The organism is Rubrivivax sp. A210 (assembly GCF_904426505.1).
GTDB lineage: Bacteria > Pseudomonadota > Gammaproteobacteria > Burkholderiales > Burkholderiaceae_C > Rubrivivax.
Genome location: NZ_CAJGBN010000018.1, coordinates 29,336 through 45,697 on the forward strand (window position 1 = coordinate 29,336; position 16,362 = coordinate 45,697).

Annotated in this window: 15 protein-coding genes; 4 read left to right on the forward strand and 11 right to left on the reverse strand. The window is 63.7% G+C overall.

Annotated elements, in window-relative coordinates:
* Positions 1 to 84: 84 nt before the first annotated feature.
* Together JMV16_RS13130 and JMV16_RS13135 are read left to right on the forward strand one after the other, a co-directional pair.
* Positions 85 to 2,829 carry an ATP-binding protein gene (locus JMV16_RS13130; RefSeq protein ID WP_236580505.1) on the forward strand — a complete coding sequence of 915 codons (2,745 nt, stop codon included), beginning with the start codon at positions 85 to 87 and terminating at the stop codon, positions 2,827 to 2,829.
* Positions 2,830 to 2,863: 34 nt separating this feature from the next.
* On the forward strand, positions 2,864 to 4,099 hold the full coding sequence (locus JMV16_RS13135) for an EAL domain-containing protein (protein ID WP_236580506.1): 1,236 nt from the start codon (positions 2,864 to 2,866) through the stop codon (positions 4,097 to 4,099).
* A 42-nt stretch (positions 4,100 to 4,141) separates the two neighbouring features.
* Here JMV16_RS13135 and JMV16_RS13140 read toward each other — a convergent pair whose 3' ends face one another.
* From JMV16_RS13140 to JMV16_RS13185, 10 genes are all read right to left on the reverse strand, one after another.
* Positions 4,142 to 4,378, reverse strand: coding sequence for an FmdB family zinc ribbon protein (locus JMV16_RS13140; protein WP_201494738.1), 237 nt, complete (start codon positions 4,376 to 4,378; stop codon positions 4,142 to 4,144).
* Positions 4,379 to 4,416: 38 nt separating this feature from the next.
* Complete coding sequence (locus JMV16_RS13145; RefSeq protein ID WP_009550733.1) at positions 4,417 to 4,929, reverse strand: AmiS/UreI family transporter; 513 nt, start codon at positions 4,927 to 4,929, stop codon at positions 4,417 to 4,419.
* Between the two features lie 124 nt (positions 4,930 to 5,053).
* Positions 5,054 to 6,310 (reverse strand): formamidase, encoded by a 1,257-nt coding sequence (fmdA, locus tag JMV16_RS13150; RefSeq protein ID WP_201494739.1) that lies wholly within the window; start codon positions 6,308 to 6,310, stop codon positions 5,054 to 5,056.
* 118 nt (positions 6,311 to 6,428) lie between these two features.
* On the reverse strand, positions 6,429 to 6,722 hold the full coding sequence (locus tag JMV16_RS13155; RefSeq protein ID WP_201494740.1) for an FmdB family zinc ribbon protein: 294 nt from the start codon (positions 6,720 to 6,722) through the stop codon (positions 6,429 to 6,431).
* 674 nt (positions 6,723 to 7,396) lie between these two features.
* The gene (locus tag JMV16_RS13160) at positions 7,397 to 7,807 is read right to left on the reverse strand and encodes a hypothetical protein (RefSeq protein ID WP_201494741.1); all 411 of its coding nucleotides are present in this window, start codon (positions 7,805 to 7,807) and stop codon (positions 7,397 to 7,399) included.
* Between the two features lie 176 nt (positions 7,808 to 7,983).
* Positions 7,984 to 8,415, reverse strand: a complete 432-nt coding sequence (locus JMV16_RS13165; RefSeq protein WP_201494742.1) for a hypothetical protein — start codon at positions 8,413 to 8,415, stop codon at positions 7,984 to 7,986.
* A 210-nt stretch (positions 8,416 to 8,625) separates the two neighbouring features.
* Complete coding sequence (locus JMV16_RS13170) at positions 8,626 to 9,498, reverse strand: hypothetical protein (protein ID WP_201494743.1); 873 nt, start codon at positions 9,496 to 9,498, stop codon at positions 8,626 to 8,628.
* A 254-nt stretch (positions 9,499 to 9,752) separates the two neighbouring features.
* The gene (locus JMV16_RS13175) at positions 9,753 to 10,646 is read right to left on the reverse strand and encodes a hypothetical protein (protein WP_201494744.1); all 894 of its coding nucleotides are present in this window, start codon (positions 10,644 to 10,646) and stop codon (positions 9,753 to 9,755) included.
* Between the two features lie 156 nt (positions 10,647 to 10,802).
* Positions 10,803 to 11,825, reverse strand: a complete 1,023-nt coding sequence (locus JMV16_RS13180; RefSeq protein ID WP_201494745.1) for a DUF1173 family protein — start codon at positions 11,823 to 11,825, stop codon at positions 10,803 to 10,805.
* A 67-nt stretch (positions 11,826 to 11,892) separates the two neighbouring features.
* Positions 11,893 to 12,990 carry a hypothetical protein gene (locus JMV16_RS13185; protein ID WP_201494746.1) on the reverse strand — a complete coding sequence of 366 codons (1,098 nt, stop codon included), beginning with the start codon at positions 12,988 to 12,990 and terminating at the stop codon, positions 11,893 to 11,895.
* A 138-nt stretch (positions 12,991 to 13,128) separates the two neighbouring features.
* Between JMV16_RS13185 and JMV16_RS13190 the strand changes: the two genes are divergently transcribed.
* A complete protein-coding gene (locus JMV16_RS13190) occupies positions 13,129 to 13,824 on the forward strand; it encodes a hypothetical protein (protein WP_201494747.1) in 696 nt (231 codons plus the stop codon).
* 134 nt (positions 13,825 to 13,958) lie between these two features.
* On the opposite strand, the gene JMV16_RS13195 is transcribed toward JMV16_RS13190, so the two are convergent.
* Positions 13,959 to 15,374 (reverse strand): hypothetical protein, encoded by a 1,416-nt coding sequence (locus tag JMV16_RS13195; RefSeq protein ID WP_201494748.1) that lies wholly within the window; start codon positions 15,372 to 15,374, stop codon positions 13,959 to 13,961.
* Between the two features lie 141 nt (positions 15,375 to 15,515).
* Between JMV16_RS13195 and istA the strand changes: the two genes are divergently transcribed.
* Positions 15,516 to 16,362: IS21 family transposase (gene istA / locus JMV16_RS13200; RefSeq protein ID WP_201494749.1), on the forward strand; the 847-nt coding region annotated here is incomplete at its 3' end.

Sequence of the window (16,362 nt, forward strand, 5' to 3'; positions counted from 1 at the left end):
GTCAAACAGGGGGACATCCGGCGCGCCGGTTGGGATACGCTTGCCAATTCCGGTAAATGCACGTCGACAGGAGTGGCGCGGGCAATGCTGCGAGTCAAGCGCGAGTACCAGTCGTGGGTTGCCAAGGAGTCGCTCGAAGACTATGCGCTGCGCTACGCCGCAAGCTCGTACCGGCGCTGGTCACCCGCCACCGTGGCCAATACCGCCATCGGGGGCATCTCGTTCTTGGCGCTGGAGGCCATCGGCGCCAGCATCACGCTGAGCTACGGCTTCCAGAACGCGATGCTGGCGATCGTCGTCGTCTCGATCGTCATCTTCGTCGTTAGCTTTCCGATCGCGTATTGGTGCAGCGTTGCCAACGTCGACATCGACCTGCTGACTCGCGGTGCGGGCTTCGGCTACATCGGCTCGACGATCACATCGCTGATCTACGCGACCTTCACATTCATATTCTTCGCCATCGAGACGGCGATTTGGGCGCAGGCGCTGCAACTCGCATTCGGCCTCAGCCTGCCAGTGGGCTACCTGCTGTGTTCGCTCGTCATCATCCCGTTGGTGTTCTTCGGCGTCACCTCGATCAACAAGCTGCAGGCATGGACGCAGCCGATCTGGGTGGTGATGCTGGTCGCACCTTTCGGCTTCATCCTCGTCAAGGACCCTGCGCTGCTGACGGCCTGGACGGCCTATGCCGGGCTCGACGGCAACAGCGGCGGCATCAATCTGCTGATGGTCGGCGCCGCATCGGGCGTGCTCTTCTCGCTGGTGGCGCAGATCGGCGAGCAGGCCGACTACCTGCGCTTCCTGCCCGACCGCACCACCACCAATCGCCGCGCCTGGTGGACGGCAATGCTCACGGCAGGACCGGGCTGGATCGTCATTGGGGCGCTGAAGGTGGCCGCGGGCAGCCTGCTGGCTGTCCTGGCTCTTCGCATGGGCAGCAGCGCGGCGCAGGCCGTCGAGCCGGTGCACATGTTCGTGCATGCCTACCAGCAGGTGGTGGGCGACCCGGTGCTGGCCGTCGCGCTGGCGGCCATTTTTGTCACGGTGTCGCAGGTCAAGATCAACGTGACGAACGCCTACAGCGGCTCGCTTGCTTGGTCGAACTGCTTCGTCCGTCTGGCGCACTACCATCCTGGACGCGTCGTCTGGCTGGTGTTCAACGTGGTCATCGCGCTTCTGCTGTCGCTGATGGGCATCTTCGAGACGCTCGAGGCAGTCCTCTCGGTGTACTCCTCGGTGGCGATCGCTTGGATCGGTGCCCTCGTCGCCGACCTCGTCGTGCTCAAGCGAACCGGTATAAGCCCGCGATACATCGAATTCAAGCGCGGCCATCTCTACAACTTCAACCCGGTTGGCTGCGGTGGCACAGTGATTGCCGCAGTGGTCGCGCTGCTGGCCTACGCCGGCGTCTTCGGCGCCGCAGGCCGCGCGTTCTTCGGTTTCATTGCCCTCGGCGTGTCGTTCGTTTCTGCCATCGCGATCGCTTACGCGACGCGCGGGCGCTACTACATCGCTCGGCGCGACGAGCACTATCGCGACCGACCGGTACCGTCGCTCGTCGAGTGCTGCATCTGCGAACGCGAGTACGAGGCGCCCGACATGACGCACTGCCCGTTCTACAGCGGGCCGCTTTGCTCGCTGTGCTGCGGGCTGGAGTTGCACTGCCACGACTACTGCAAGCAGCCGGCGTCGACAGGGGCGGCCAGCGCTGCGGCCGCCGATGGCGTCTTGCGCTTCCAGCCGCACGTGCTGCGCCGCCTTGGCCGCTTCCTGGGCCTGCTCAGCGTCACCGCGGCCCTGCTCGGCGCCGCGTTCCTGCTGACCTATCGCTTCATGGACCTGCACGACGTGACGAATCGCGCGAGCCTGGTGCACGTGATGACGCGCCTGTACGTCGCGACGCTGGTCGTCGCGTCGCTCGGCATCTGGTGGATCGTGCTGTCGCACGAGAGCCAGGAGCAGTCCAAACGTGAGTTGCTCGAATCGATGCAGCATCTGGAACGCACGCGCGCCAGCCTGGTCGAGACCGAGAAGCTCGCGTCGCTGGGCGGCCTGGTCGCAGGCGTCGCGCACGAGCTCAACACGCCGGTCGGCATCTCGGTCAGCACCGCGTCGTACCTGAGCGACCGAACCGCGGCAGCTCAATCACTTCAAAAGGCAGGCCGCTTCGATGCGCCGGCGTTGGAGACCTACCTGCGCGATGCCGCCGAATCGGCGCGCCTGCTGCTCTCCAACGCGACGCGCGTGGCGCAGCTGGTGCTGAACTTCAAGCAGCTGGCGGTGGACCGTATCAGCGAAGCGCGACGCCGCTTCGACCTGCGCGCGCTGGTCGAGGACACGCTGCGCGATCTTCGGCCGCGCCTGGAGGAGGCGGGCGCCGAAGTGCGCATCGACATCGCGCCGGGCATCGAGCTGGAGAGCTACCCGGTCGCGCTGGCGCAGGTGGTGACGAATCTGGCCATCAATTCGACGCAACACGCGTTCGATGCCGAGCGCCCGGGCGGCTGCATCACCGTGCATGCGCACGTCGGTGACGACGACGAGGTGCGGTTGGAACTCATCGACGACGGCCGTGGCATAGAACCCGCACTGCAGGCGCGCGTCTTCGAGCCCTTCTTCACGACGCGTCGTGGGGCGGGCGGCAGCGGCCTGGGCCTGTACATCGTCAACCAGATCGTGACGCGGCAGCTCGGTGGCACCATCGCGCTGGAGAGCGAACCCGGACGCGGCGTGCGCTTCGTCGCCTACTTTCCCCGCGTCGCCCGGCGATCGGCGAACGTCAGGCGCATGCTCGGGGCGTTGCCCAGGACCCAATCCGATGAACACTGACGCGCGTTCACCCACCGACCCCGCGCGCTGGCGCGTGCTGCTCGTCGACGACGAGCCGGCCGTGCACGAGATGTCACGCCTGATCCTCGCCGGCCTCTCTTTCGAGGGCCGCGAAGTCGAACTGCTGAGCGCCGACTCGGCCGCACAGGCGCGCGACCTGCTGGCGCGCCACGCCGACATCGCGCTGGCCCTGCTCGACGTCGTGATGGAGACCGACGATGCCGGCATCGCATTGGTCCAGCACATCCGCGTGCAGCGGCGCGACATCGACATGCAGATCGTGCTGCGCACCGGCCAGCCCGGCGTTGCGCCCGAGGGCGACATCATGAGTCGCTATGAGATCAACGGCTACTTCCTGAAGACCGAGATCACGGCGCAGCGCCTGCACTCGATCGTCATCTCGGCGCTGCGCGGCTACCGCAACGCGCGCTCGTTGCGGGGGCATTCAGGCCTCGCCGGTCGGGCCGCGGCTCCGCCGCCGCACGAACCGGCGCGCCTGGCCCTGGCCGCCGAGCTTGCCGGTCTGGACGAGCGCGACGCCGTGCTGATGCAGGCGCAACCGGAGGTGGCCCTGGCCTCCAACCAGGCAATCGGCATCGAACTGGTGCCGCACTGGAAGACATCGCTGGGCCTGCTGCCTGCGGCACGCGTCGGCGCTGCCTGGTCCGACGGAGCGACCCGTATGCGCATCGTTGAGTTCATGCTCGGGCAGGCCTGCTTCTGGGGTCGCGCCTGGCAGGGTGGCCAGGGCCGGCCGCTGACAGTGTCGATACCGCTTGTCGGCGAGGCGCTTGGCGACTGCGCCACGCTCGACGCGGTGCTGAGGTCGACGCGCGCGTCTGGACTGCCTCCCGGCACGCTGGACCTGCTTGTCAGCGAAGCCGCGCTGCTTGGCGAGACGGTCGGCATTCGCGAAGCCGTGGCCGCCGTGCGCGCCGCCGGTGTCAGCCTGACGCTGGTGGACTTCGGCGCGCAGACGATCTCGCTGCAGCGCCTGAACCACCTCGTTCCTGACCGGCTGAAGATCCACCGCCTGTTCGTTCGCGGCGTCGTCCATGCCCCCGAACGCATGGCACTCGCGCGCTCGCTGATCGCACTGTCACAGACACTGAGCATCATCTCCGTTGCCGACGGCGTTTCCACGGATGCCGAAGCGCAGTTCTTCAAGTGGGAGGGCTGCGACATCGGCCAGGGCGACGCACTGGCGCCGGCGTGCGCGCCGGCTGATGTGGTCGACTTCCTGCGCCACGGCAGGCGGGCCTCGCACTAGCATCCGATTGCACTGCTCGTGCGAGGCCACGCGGGCGGGCCTTCAGTGCGCGTGCGAGCAGCCCAACCCGCACGCCGCGCGCCACGGCACGCGCTGCCCGTTCGACGCCGAGGGCCGCAACCAGCCGCCGGGCGCGGCGCCCCCCAGGAACGGCGCGGACAGCGATCGTGGCGCCGGCGTGCCGCAGACCGGACACGGTCGCTCAGAAGTGGACTCGGCCATCGGCCGGATCTCACGGAAATCACCGCAGTCGGAGCATCGATAGTCGTACAGGGGCATCGGACTTGACTCCTGGTTTGCTGCGGTGAGGTCGCAAGCTACTGCAGCAGCCCGTTCAGCAGCAGGTAGCCGGGCAGCCACCCGGTGAACACGCCCTCGGCCAGCGTGACGCCGCCGACGAACTTGGCGATCGGCTTCTTCAGCGCCAGCAGGACGAAGAAGAGGAACCAAAGAAACGCCCAGGCCGCCCAGCAAATCGCGAACCAGTAGCCCCAGGTGGTGTTGGCGCCAGCCAGCGTCTGCAGCGTCACCGGCACCGCCGTGATGGCGACAAACAGGCTGAACCAGCCGAGCCCACGACCGTCGGCGCCGTTCGTCCGATTGGCCGCCACCCAGAGGTAGGTGAAGGTGAACAGCAAAGTCAGCGCCGCGGCCTTGATTGATCCGGCATCTGCGCCGGGCCCGAAGGCGAGGAACAGACAGGCCAGCAGCGTGATGCCGCCGACGAGGTAGTTGATGATCGAAATCTCGTTGTCGCCGATGCGGCCCAGCAGCCAGAGGCCGTTGAGGCACAGCACGGCGCCGACGAAAAACAGAACAAGCCCCAGCATGGCGTATCCCCTCAGTGTGTCGTTCGGAGCCGATGGCCGGCGCCGGTCCATTGCGAACCGGCGCAGAACCTCCGGCGGATCTGTCAGCCGCCCGTGGGCGGCTGGGCACCTGCGCAGCACGCCGTCAGTTCGGTGACCTTGGCACCTGAAGCCCCTGCTTGACCTGGTGCGGCGCGCCCTTCGCCGATGGGCGAACGTCGAAGTCAAAGATGGCGCGCGGAATGTAGATCGTCGAACACGCGTTCGGGATGTCGACCACGCCCGACAGCCGGCCTTCGACCGGTGCCGTGCCCAGGATCATGTAGGCCTGGATGTCGGTGTAGCCGAACTTCATCAGGTAGTCGATCGCGTGGTTGCAGGCGTTCGCGTAGGCCAGCCACGAGTCCAGGTAGTGCTGCTTGCCGCTGCTGTCCACCGAGACGCCCGAGAAGGCGATCCACTCGGAATACTGCGGGTCGCGATTGCCCGGCATGAAGATCGCGTTCTCCTTCATGCCGTACTTGGCCATGCCGCCCTTGATGAGATCGACGTGCAGGTCCATGAACCCACCCATCTCGATCGCGCCGCAGAACGTGATCTCGCCGTCGCCCTGCGAGAAGTGCAGGTCCCCGAACGACAGCTTGGCACCTGGCACAAACACCGGATAGAAGATGCGGCTGCCGGCCGTGAGATTCTTGATGTCCTGGTTGCCGCCGTTTTCTCGCGGCGGCGCGGTGCGCGCCGCCTCGCGCGCGACCCGCTCGAACTCGGCTCCCTTCAGCGAGCCGAGGATCGCGCTGTCGGGAAGCGGCGGCAGCGCCAGTGGCGGCACCCGCAACGGATCGGTGGCGATGAGCGCGGTCTCGCGCGCGGTCCAGCGCGCCAGCAAATCGGCCGATGGCGCCGTGCCCATCAGGCCCGGGTGGTGGATGCCGGTGTACGACACTTCGGGGATGTGGCGCGAGGTCGCGATGTCGCCGCGGAAGTCCCAGATCACCTTGTAGGCGTCTGGGAAGCGGTCGGTCAGGAAGCCGCCGCCGTTGGACTTCGCGAACACGCCGGTGTAGCCCCAACCCTGGCCCGAGAGCGGCCCCGAGTCCTCCTGGTCGCATGCGTCGATCTCCAGGATGTCGACGATCAGCAGGTCGCCGGGCTCGGCGCCCTCGACGTAGAAGGGCCCGGACAGCACGTGCACGCCCGGCAGCGGCGCATGGCGGATGTCGTCGGCCGAGTCGTCATTCTTGATCGCACCGTCGAACCACTCGCGGCAGTCGGCGCGGAAGACCTCGCCGGGCTTGATGGTCACCGCGGCGGGAATGTCCGGGTGCCAGCGGTTGTGGCCGACCAGCTTCTGGTCCTTGAACTTCTTGGTGTTGTCCAGGGGAAATAGATTCTTGGGCATGTCGTGACCTTTCGTCCGTCAGTTGCTGACCATTCCGGAGTCCCGGAACCTGTGTGCGATCGCTCTTGGAAACCCACCAATTCCGCGCCCCGCCTCCGCGGCGCGCGAGCCGCGTGGGTCACGGCCGTGGAAGGCTGCGCAGCGCCGGCGTCATCTGTGCCGTCGTGATGCGGCGGCCGGGGCCGGCAGAAGGCAGGGAACTCACCACCTCGGGCTCGTAGCGGCTCTTCTCGGCGTGCGCGATCGCCGCCGACCAAGCGCTGCGGTTCGACGTCATCACCATCGGCGCCGAGATTACGCGCCGCGAAGTCGCTCCGCAGGCGGCACAGGCGACCGACTCAGGCGCGGTGCCGATCGGTCGATGGATATCAAAAGTGCCGTCCGTGTCGCATCGGTACTCGTAGAGGGCCATGCCGTGTCTCCGTACTGCGTTTCGAGGCGCCGCGCCGGCTCGGGCGGCCGGCTGCGGTGGCGGTTCGCCCGAAGTCTTCGAACGATGGGGTCGATAGTGACGGCGTGGCACGAAGAGCGAATCGCACGCCGCGGTGAATCGCAATCACTCATGCGGGTGAGTCGGTCCTCACCCATAGATGTGAGGACGGCCGCTGCGGCGAGTACTCCGGCACGGCCTGCGCGGCACTTGCGGTGGTACTACATTTGCCGGTTCAAGCCAGTGAATCCTCCCGGCTGGTCAGGTGTCGTTGCCGACAATGCCCGCGCACGTGTCGTTCTCATCGTGCAGACCGATTCGGGGGCGCTTTCGAATGGCTCCAGGGGGGACCAAAAATGGCGCTAGAAGACATGCCCGATGGATGCGAACGGCAGCTTCCCGGCAATGTATTGAATGTCTGGTGATGGCCGGGACGAGCCAAAGCGGAGTTCAAGTTGGCCGCCGTAAACCGGTCATCCAAGGCAGCACAGTGGGGGAAATTCTGAGCGCACCACGAGGGGCCGGTTATGGCCGGGACCGCCGAAAGTGAACGACCGCATCGGAGCGGGCCAGGTCGAGCGACTGCTGCCGTCCCCCTAACTTGAAGGCGGTGACCTGGGCGGACACTGGAACTGCCGTGCGGTGCGGCGCCAGACCTACTTGTCATACGCGGCGATGACCAGCACGCGGTCAACTTCACCTTGTTCGATGGCGGAGCGTGGTGTGCGGCCGCTGAGGGCGCCGGTAGGTGACTCAAGGAAGCTGAGCAACTCCCAACCGCTCGTGGTGTTGAGCGCGGATGGCAGCTTCAGCAAGGCGCGCCAGATGTCGGCCTGGAACTGCCAGCGCGGCACCGCGAAGTCCTGGCGGTCGGTGGCGCTGGCAAGGCCTAAGCACCGCCCGGTGGCAATCCATCGGCGCAGGACCGCCTCTGTGGTGCCGCCAAGGGCGGCTGCTTCGGTGACTGTGAGCATGTCGGCGGCCTGGCGTCGGGCATCGACCTGGGCGCGGCTGGCGTCCAATAGCGCGATGGTGGCGTCGACGCCGAGGTGGGTGGCGGCAGGCATTTCGCGATGGTAGCCGGTGGCGCAATCGCGCATCGCCCGTGGTCAACTTCGAGTGCGCCATCGTCATCGCATCCAATTGACCTTGGTTAGCCAGGTGGGCCGCCCCGCTAACAATGTTCCGTTCTGCTCATCGAAGATTCCACGGTTGGCCGTAGCTATCTGGGGGCATCGCCAGTTCAACAGAGAGGCTCATCCGTGCGGTGCTGCCACCAACTCGCCAACGTGGCCGGACTGAGCTCTGATTGGCCGCTTCGCGCCGCCGCAGTCGTCGCGCACAGGCGCCGCCGCGCCACGCGCGTGATGAAGTACATTGACTTGTCCAGAATAGCCACCTGATCGTCGAAGTCCTGGTCGCCGAACCAAGCCGCTTCGGCAGGAAACCATCGTTCCACGGCGTAGCACAGGTCGGCGCTGGCACTGCCAGCACGACTGCCCTCTTCCTCAGTGTATTCACGATCTGTAGATGGATTGTGCGAGAACAACTCCATGATGTCCTGCAGCAGTCCCGGGGCCCCGCTGTCGAACTTCTCAACGGCCTTTACCGCCGTCCGCATGTAACGCGACAGTGGATTCCTCGCGAAGCGCGTAGCCTTCTTGCTCTTTCTCATGATTTTTCGCCTTTCAGGTGAGCTTGTCCAATGTCATGAATCTTTTGCCTATGGAAATTGACTCCAAGGGCGCAGCGGGAGACGCTCCAATAGCCAACGGAGCTGGCCGGCCGCCAGGCCCACGCAATGATCTTGCAGGCCTGGCGCGTGGCTGTCCAAGTCGTCTGCACATCTCCGCGAAAGGACAAGCTCCGAAGGAATTCTCGGTGCTCAGTGCCGCTTGCGCCTTCTTTCGGCCCGGGACTCGCGTGGACGATGTGCGCTTGGCAGTTGTGCCTTCGAGGCAAGTGGGGAGTCGCGCAAGCCGCGCGCGAGCCTTCGCAGGTCTTCGGACGTTAGTTTCCGGTGCCCGAAAGCGCACTCGACACAGCTTCGCATCTCGCGGTCGAAGTCCGCCATTCGACCTGCCTTGTGGTGCGTGCATGCTCGGAGGTACGAGTCTTCGATGGGATTGCTGTCTGTCGCTTCCGGGACCGCGATGGGCCAGCTCCTGTAGGCCTGGAGGTCCTCGTCCTTGTCTTGAGTTTCGAGGACATGCAGAACATCAGCCCTCAGTTCCACGTGGCTTGCTACCACCAGCGGCCTGCTGACCAACAGTCGACCGAGATGAAGGTGAAGAAGCTTCTCGAGCGCCTGCATGGCCTCCAGGGGCTTGCCTTCCTTGAGCTGGCCACGAGCCAGCAACTCGAGCGTCATCGCGGCGTCTGCGCTGTTTACGGCACTGTCGTGGCAGAGCAATGCCACGGCCTCGGCCGAGCACTGACGTTGGGTGAACGTCGAACCCTCGCGCAGGCGCGCCTGAAGGGCAAGATTGAGTCCGAGGCCGACGCGCTGCGTCTCACCGCCACGGCGCAGCGCGGGCTCTGCCCATTGCAGCAGGCCCAGCGCCTCCCGCGGTGGACTAGCCAGACCATGACTCAGGACGAACCAGCATGCTGCGATGTGGGCCTCGTCGCTATCAGCACCGAAGCTGTCCTGCTGAGTCAGCCAGCGCACCAGCAGCTCATTGTGAAAGACCTTGTAGTCGGCGCTAAGCCACGAACCGGGCTTCGAGATGAGCATTTCGCCAGTGATCGCTTCCATCATTCATGTCCTTTGATTGGGGGCCAGGGGAGAGAAAAGATGTCTCTTGACGCAATGCCGTCCCAGCTCCAGTGCCGGGGACCGGATTGCGTCGGGTGGATGAGGTATCCATGGCGGCGACCCCCTGTCGCCGGGCCCCTGCGACGACACGCGCGGCTGGCGATCTCCAAGGCTGCCCTCTGGAAACAGCAGCTCCTTGTCCTGGAGGATCCTTGATGCAGGCTGGGCATGGATCTGCACCGTCCCGATGCAGTTCATTGAAACTTTTCCTGTAGCAGAAGCCGTTGCCGCTGAAGAGCCTGTACTTGCCGGTTAGCACCTGGCTTTCGAGGAATCCGTCCGGCTTTGCGATCGTCGGCCAGAGTCTTGCGGAAGTAGGAGACCACGGAGCGCAACTCCTTCGAGGTCGTGCCCCGCTGTGCGAAGGAAAACTCCATGCACAACCGGATCTCGTGGTCGGCCTCAGCCTGTCGGCCGGCCTTCCTCAGCGTGGCCGCGCGCGCAAAGGTGGCTTCGATCGCATCCTCGCCAGCTTCCTCAGCGTTCGCAATCGGCCAAGTTCGGTAGCACGCCAGGTCCTTGCTGCTGGTCTCGATTGACCTGAGCACATTTGCCCTCATGTCCAGGTAGTTGACGATGGCCGGAGGCATCTCGACGAACAGCGTTCCAAGATGGAGCGGCAGCATCAAGTCCAGTGTCCGCATCGCCTCGAGTGCCTGGCCGCTGCCCAGCAGAAGCGTGGCGAGCAACTCGGCGCCCAGTTCGGCGTCGAGGCTGTTGATCTTGTCGGCGGATAGGAGGAGATCGAGTCCCTCACGCGCGCGGGGCAGGTCCTGCTGGACTGGCCCGAGACTCAGGCTCGCTTGCATAAGCAGATTGAGCCCTAGCGCGACGCTCGGCCTCGGATGCGATCTGCGCAGTACCGGCTCAGCGCAACGCAGAATTCCGAGTGAGGCCGACGACCCTCCGGACAGGCCCTGGCTCAGGACGAGCCAGTTTGCCGCGACATGGGTTGCGTCTCCTTCCCCGTCGTCCTCGCGCTGAAGCTGCTCCCAGTGCTGGCAAAGTGCCTCACGATGCTCGTGGTAGTCGCCACACAGCCATGACTGACCCTGCACTTGAAGCAGTTCTCCGGTAGTGGTATTCATTTGAGACTCCATTCCTGATTCGGGACCATTGGGATGACGCCGCTGAAAGCGCAGCGTGAGAGGGCTGGACAGAGTTGTCCTGAGACTAGTTGACAGTAGGAATTGGCCTGACAGCTATTCGTCATTGAACTGAATCTCAGCTCTAATTCGCGCTATTCAACTCTTCCGGCCGACTGCGAGATGCTTGTCGTGTTCGGGTCCGACTGCGTACAATTCGTCCCGCTTTCTGCATCGACTTAGCTCTTGCTCCAGAGAAGACGTTGGTACTGGCGCCAGTGTCAAATCAACTGGCAGGAAGGCCATCTTCTGGAGGATTACGATTTCGGGCTCTCCGGTCCCGGGGTTGCGAGCCTTGGCTGCCTTGCCTGTTGCCAGCATTAGGAGATTGCAGCCGTTCTTCCAACGCTTCTCTTCCTCGCGATATCTGCGCATGTGACTAGGGAGTTCGTCCTTCTCGATAAGGACTGGCGGCCGACCGCCCGGCATCACATTGATGAACTTGTTCTTGCTGGCACTGAATCTGGATTCATTCGGGAAGATTGCTGCGAAGAAGATGCGTCCGTCGCGAATGAGTGCCGCCTGCAGCCTTTCGCGATTGGTCGCGAATTGAGTTGAGGACGTCGATTCTGGAAGTAGCAGCAGGCTGTTCAGTGGAATCCGGTCCGAGCCACTTACCAGCACGATGTCGCTGGCCCCAAACTGAAACTCTTGCCACTCATTTCGATGGCACAAGCTGGTGTGGAACACGTTCAGCCCCGATCGGACGAGGATCAGCCAGAGCAGGGAGAGAAGGGCTGGCGGGTGGCGCCGCGTGCTTCCATTTCTGCCAGTACCGCCGCTCGACTTTGGGTCTTCAAGCAGGCTGCGTAAGTTGATTTCGAACTTTCCTTTTACCTCCGTTACCGTGCCCGGTTCAAACCCAAAGGCTTGGCCGAACGCCGCGCTACTGGAGTGAAAGCAACCACTGAGATGCTGACCCGCCGTGCCATCCTTGCGTGCAAGATAGATATTCCCATTCACTTCCTTTACTTGTAGCGGTGCGCCCGGTTCACCCTTGCAGAGGCAGGTAACAGATCCCATGGGCTGCGTGGCTGCACGGAGCATTCGCTGGACCACTGTCTCCTGGAGCGTGCTGCGCCCGAACAACGTCCGAGTGCCGTTCTGTGTGATTCTGTACATGATCAGTGCCTCGTTCCTTTGCCTAGTGCGAGCTTGCCCTTTGGACTTGCGAGTGCCCGTCGGTGAACTATTCGGTCGATTCCAGATCGGCGGCGATTGAATCTTCGGTCCGCGTCTCCGTCGGCAACAAGCGTGGTAACTCGAAGTCCTTGAGTTCTCGGTACAGGTAGGCCCCCGTGGCATCGCTGTACGTGGTTTGGTCGATGACAAACTCTGAGTCGCCGTGTGCCACGAGGCACTTAGCGAGTTTCAGGATCATCTCGGTGGTGAACTTGTAGGACACTTTGTGGAGCTTCTTTTTGCGTTTCTCGTCCCGAGACGACACTCCTAAAATCTGAATCACCGCTGGAGTTTTGCAGATCAAGTTCAGACGGCCGTAAATCCGCTCCTCTTCAGGATGCTGTGGTTTGCGTTGGGACTTTTGAACCAGCTCTGTACGTTCGATGGGCGTGCATTCATTGCTGGCAATTAGAAGATTTAGTGTCTTCCCTTGTACCTTTGCTGCGATCTGCTGTGCTGCCGCGGTTAGCTGTGCTCTCGTGGTTTCGTCAGCCTCTGCTGCTTCGTCTGTCGTCCTCCCTGGTTCAAGGCAGCGGTCGGGCAATGGCAGTTCGGCGTCGGATGGCATCGACGGAACCGCGGGAGCCCGGGAATCCAGATCGAGACTGGCTTGTGATGATGCGTGCTTGGTGATGTTCTGAACGCTGTCGAAAATGGCGTTCCAATGAGGATGAACTGCATCTTTGTAGTAGGCGAGGACTCTGTTCAAGTCCGCTGGGCTACTAATGAAGCTGACGGACACCCCCAGATTGACCCGTCGTGGCCCGCTGTGCGAGGTGGTGTGCGTCGGGACGATTGCGAAGCCGATTGCGAAGTCCTGGGGTGACAGCCCAAGGCCCGTGCACAGATAGCCGATGCCGGCAGTGGCTGCGGCTGATTCCTTGGGCAACTTCGTTTCGAGGGTATTGAGGTCCATCTCGCCGCTTGACAGGCAGGTCATCTCGTACACGCACCTGGAAAGCACATGAAAGACCTGATGCCCACTGCAGACGGCCGGCGTGGACACCGCAGCCGCGGCCTGCGTTACCGACGTTGCCGTTGCGTAGGAGGTCTGTGCTGCCTCGACCGTATGATGGTCGTAGATCAGATGTGCTTTAGTGTCCATGTTGAATCCTGAGGAGTGAGTGGTCCGTGTATGTGTGCTTCTTCGGCGGTTGCGTCGATGACTTTAGGGCGTTTAGAAGTTTATTTTGACGTGGACACATACTGCAGTACACTAAGTGTCTCAATTCAGAGCCCAACCATGAGCAGACGCGAAGCTGACCTGTTGCACGTAGGCCATCTCATACCGGGGTTGCTGGCCTCCATTCAGAAGGCCAGTGAGCTGGCTCCCAAGGACCTTTTCGAGCGCCTAGGAGGCGAGATGGGCCTTTCCCCGGCTTCCCTGCGACGCAACTGGCTGCGTTGGTCCACCGTGACGGAGACGATTGACCACAAGGGTAGGCAGGCCCGCTCGGACTCGCTGCAAAGGCTTGTCAAGGCCGCCAGTAAGGCGGGCTGGTTGATAAACGCCCACCGCGATGGCTGCGCGCCCCTGTTGGAAACGCTGAACGTTCTGCTCGTTCGGTCCGAGAGCGAGCAACAACGGGCCGCTCGCCAGAGCTTGGCCTACCTGCGCAGGCAGGTTCGGGTCGCGCTTGCAGACCTCGGTGCCATGTCGTTCGACTCGCCTACATGGTTCATTGCGGTGTACCAGATCGTGTCGGCTGAGGTGGTTCGGCGCTTGCGTGAGCGGCTGCTTGGCGGCTGGTGCGCCCCGTCGACAATTCCAACCGAGTTAGCGGACGACTTTCTGGCCGGCACCATTACACGCATCATCGGAAAGATTCAGGATGATGGGATGGTCCCCCTTATCAAGTTTAAGGAGGAGATCAACACACTCGAACTGGCCGCTCTGGCGGACTTCAATGCGTCCCGGGAGGACGGATTCCTCAAGTAGTGCCGCTCAGAAGGCGCTGCATGTCGCCGTGGCTCTCTAAACAATCGACCCTGATCGACCGCATTGGCCGCAACCGCAACAGATCGGTGCCTTCTTTCGGCTCGCGAAAGGGCTGCGCTCTTCCTGCCGGAACATCATAGTGAGGGGCGAACGAAGTTGAGCAGGGGCGCAATTGACAGCAACATGAGGGCAAGCTCCCAGCGGGTCTGGACGTTTGCACCATCTCCATGGTCAAGGCTGAGAACGACACGGTGACGGACACGCTCATCGTCGAGCAGGATCCCGTCGGGCTTGATCTCTGGCCTCAGACGCATCCCGTGCCTCCCAGGAAAAAGGGCGCCATCCGGCCCGCGCACAAGCCAGCCGCTGCAGATGGCACGCTCGGCCACTGCGACGCGAAGATCCGGTGGGATCGCAAGGCGCAGCCGGCTGTCTGCGACAGATAAGGTCGAGATGGCGTGGGCAACAAGCCGAAACTGCGGGTCACGAACCATGCTGATATTGCGCCGCGAGCCGAACATGCCGACGAACTCGTCCTCGGTGATCGTGATGGCGGCAAGCTCTGCCCTGCAACGCTCTGAGTAGAAAAGTGCAAGGACAGGCCGCAGCCGCGGCAGGTGAGACTCGAGAACGTGGTTCATCAGACCGGAGCGCGCCAGTGGGACCTTCCGCCGCGAGCGGCCTGGACCCGCGGTCGAGGCCTTGTCCTCGTCCTCGCGAGCCTCAGCGACTGGACTCCCTTGATCGGCTGCGCCAAGGCGCCGCTCGGCCTCAGCAAGTAGCCGGGCCAATCTCGTTGCCCCGGCGAGGCTGATCGGATACCGGGAGGGCAGCCGACCCGGAGGGATTGCGCTGTCCAGGTCGCAGATCATCGACAGCACATGCTCGGCCTCCAACGGCTGTGCCGAAGGACGTTCATGCCGTTCCGGTGTCCTCGCCAATGCCAGCACTCCGAGATCCAGCCCTCCGCCTCGGCGTGGCGCCTTCCAGCGGCCGACCGCCGGTGAAAAGGCCAGATGCTCCGCAAGATCGCTCAGCGTGTGCACGTAGCTGGCAAAGGTTGTTCGCGGATGGGCATGGCCGAGCAATCGGCAAAGCACCCAGGCCGAACGGCGAGAAAGCCTCGTGGCATCAGTTCCGAGACCCAGGACGGCCCTGGTTCTGACGGCCGACTTGGCCCAATTGACTTTTGCCCAGGACGCCCTGACCGGGCCAGAGGTGCCGATCGCGATGTGCAGCCGCGTGTCCAGTTCGAAGGACAACCGTGTGGCGAAGCTATGGCGTAGATGGTGGATAGACAGATGGTCCTGCGCCGCCACCCACTTGATCTCGGCGTTGACGGTGCGCTTGATTCGACCGACGTCGAGCATGGCTCCCGGCTCAAGGGGATCAGCGAAGAGGTAGTGCGGGCCCTCATGGCCGCGTGCGATCTGGTTGGCGTCGGCCAGCATCCGCTTCAGGAGGCGCAATTCCAGCGCGCGCAAGTGGGGCATGGGAACCGTGCGCCGGGCCGCGAAAGACTTCAGCTCACGCAGGCGATTCTTCTCCACGCTGACCCAGGTGACGGAGTCCTCGTGTTGGCGCCGACCGAAAACTGAGCCAATTTTGAGGGTAATGCCGACCCAAAACTGAGCCAGGTGAACAACCTACCGTGCTGCATTTTTGTGCAGCAGGGGAGAGGAGTGATCACCATGGACATGATTGGCAGGATCCGGCGTTTGCATAGCCGGAAGAACAAGTCGGAGCGCGAGATCTCGCGCATGACTGGGCTGTCGCGCAACACGGTTTCGAAGTGGCTGCACGGCGAAGTCGATGGCCCGCCGAAGTACCGGCGCGGTGAGCAGCCCGGCAAGCTCACGGTCTTCCACGAAGCCCTCAAGCAGGCGCTGAAGGCCGACGCGCGGCGACCCAAGCACGAGCGCCGCACGGCCAAGGCGCTGTACGCCGAGATCAAGGCGTCTGGCTACGACGGTGGCTACACCCGGGTGACGGACTTCATCCGAGCATGGCGCCAGGGCGAGGGCCAGGGTGCTGCGGTCAACGCCTTCATCCCGCTGGCGTTCGAGCTCGGCGAGGCCTACCAGTTCGACTGGAGCGAGGAAGGCCTGGTGGTGGGCGGCATCTACTACCGGGTGCAGGTCGCGCACATGAAGCTGTGCGCCTCGCGCGCCTTCTGGCTGGTGGCCTACCCCAGCCAGGGCCACGAGATGCTGTTCGATGCCCACACGCGCTCGTTCGCGGCGCTGGGCGGCGTGGCCCGCCGGGGCATCTACGACAACATGAAGACGGCGGTGGACAAGGTCAAGAAGGGCAAGGGCCGCATCGTCAACGAGCGCTTCGCCACCATGTGCGCGCACTACCTGGTCGACCCCGACTTCTGCAACGTGGCCTCGGGGTGGGAGAAGGGAGTGGTCGAGAAGAACGTGCAGGACAGCCGCCGGCGCATCTGGATCGACGCGGCCAAGGTCAAGTTCGGCAGCTTCACCGAACTCAACGCCTGGCTGGCAGATCGGTGCCGGGCGTTGTGGGAGGAGGTCC

What these genes read in the sequence shown, in the direction of transcription:
- JMV16_RS13175 (WP_201494744.1), bottom strand. Translation starts at nt 10,646, where the DNA reads ATGAATACCACTACCGGAGAACTGCTTCAAGTGCAGGGTCAGTCATGG.
- JMV16_RS13170 (WP_201494743.1), bottom strand. Translation starts at nt 9,498, where the DNA reads ATGGAAGCGATCACTGGCGAAATGCTCATCTCGAAGCCCGGTTCGTGG.
- JMV16_RS13180 (WP_201494745.1), bottom strand. Translation starts at nt 11,825, where the DNA reads ATGTACAGAATCACACAGAACGGCACTCGGACGTTGTTCGGGCGCAGC.
- JMV16_RS13145 (WP_009550733.1), bottom strand. Translation starts at nt 4,929, where the DNA reads ATGCTGGGGCTTGTTCTGTTTTTCGTCGGCGCCGTGCTGTGCCTCAAC.
- JMV16_RS13155 (WP_201494740.1), bottom strand. Translation starts at nt 6,722, where the DNA reads ATGGCCCTCTACGAGTACCGATGCGACACGGACGGCACTTTTGATATC.
- JMV16_RS13165 (WP_201494742.1), bottom strand. Translation starts at nt 8,415, where the DNA reads ATGAGAAAGAGCAAGAAGGCTACGCGCTTCGCGAGGAATCCACTGTCG.
- JMV16_RS13130 (WP_236580505.1), top strand. Translation starts at nt 85, where the DNA reads ATGCTGCGAGTCAAGCGCGAGTACCAGTCGTGGGTTGCCAAGGAGTCG.
- JMV16_RS13190 (WP_201494747.1), top strand. Translation starts at nt 13,129, where the DNA reads ATGAGCAGACGCGAAGCTGACCTGTTGCACGTAGGCCATCTCATACCG.
- JMV16_RS13185 (WP_201494746.1), bottom strand. Translation starts at nt 12,990, where the DNA reads ATGGACACTAAAGCACATCTGATCTACGACCATCATACGGTCGAGGCA.
- JMV16_RS13160 (WP_201494741.1), bottom strand. Translation starts at nt 7,807, where the DNA reads ATGCCTGCCGCCACCCACCTCGGCGTCGACGCCACCATCGCGCTATTG.
- fmdA (WP_201494739.1), bottom strand. Translation starts at nt 6,310, where the DNA reads ATGCCCAAGAATCTATTTCCCCTGGACAACACCAAGAAGTTCAAGGAC.
- JMV16_RS13140 (WP_201494738.1), bottom strand. Translation starts at nt 4,378, where the DNA reads ATGCCCCTGTACGACTATCGATGCTCCGACTGCGGTGATTTCCGTGAG.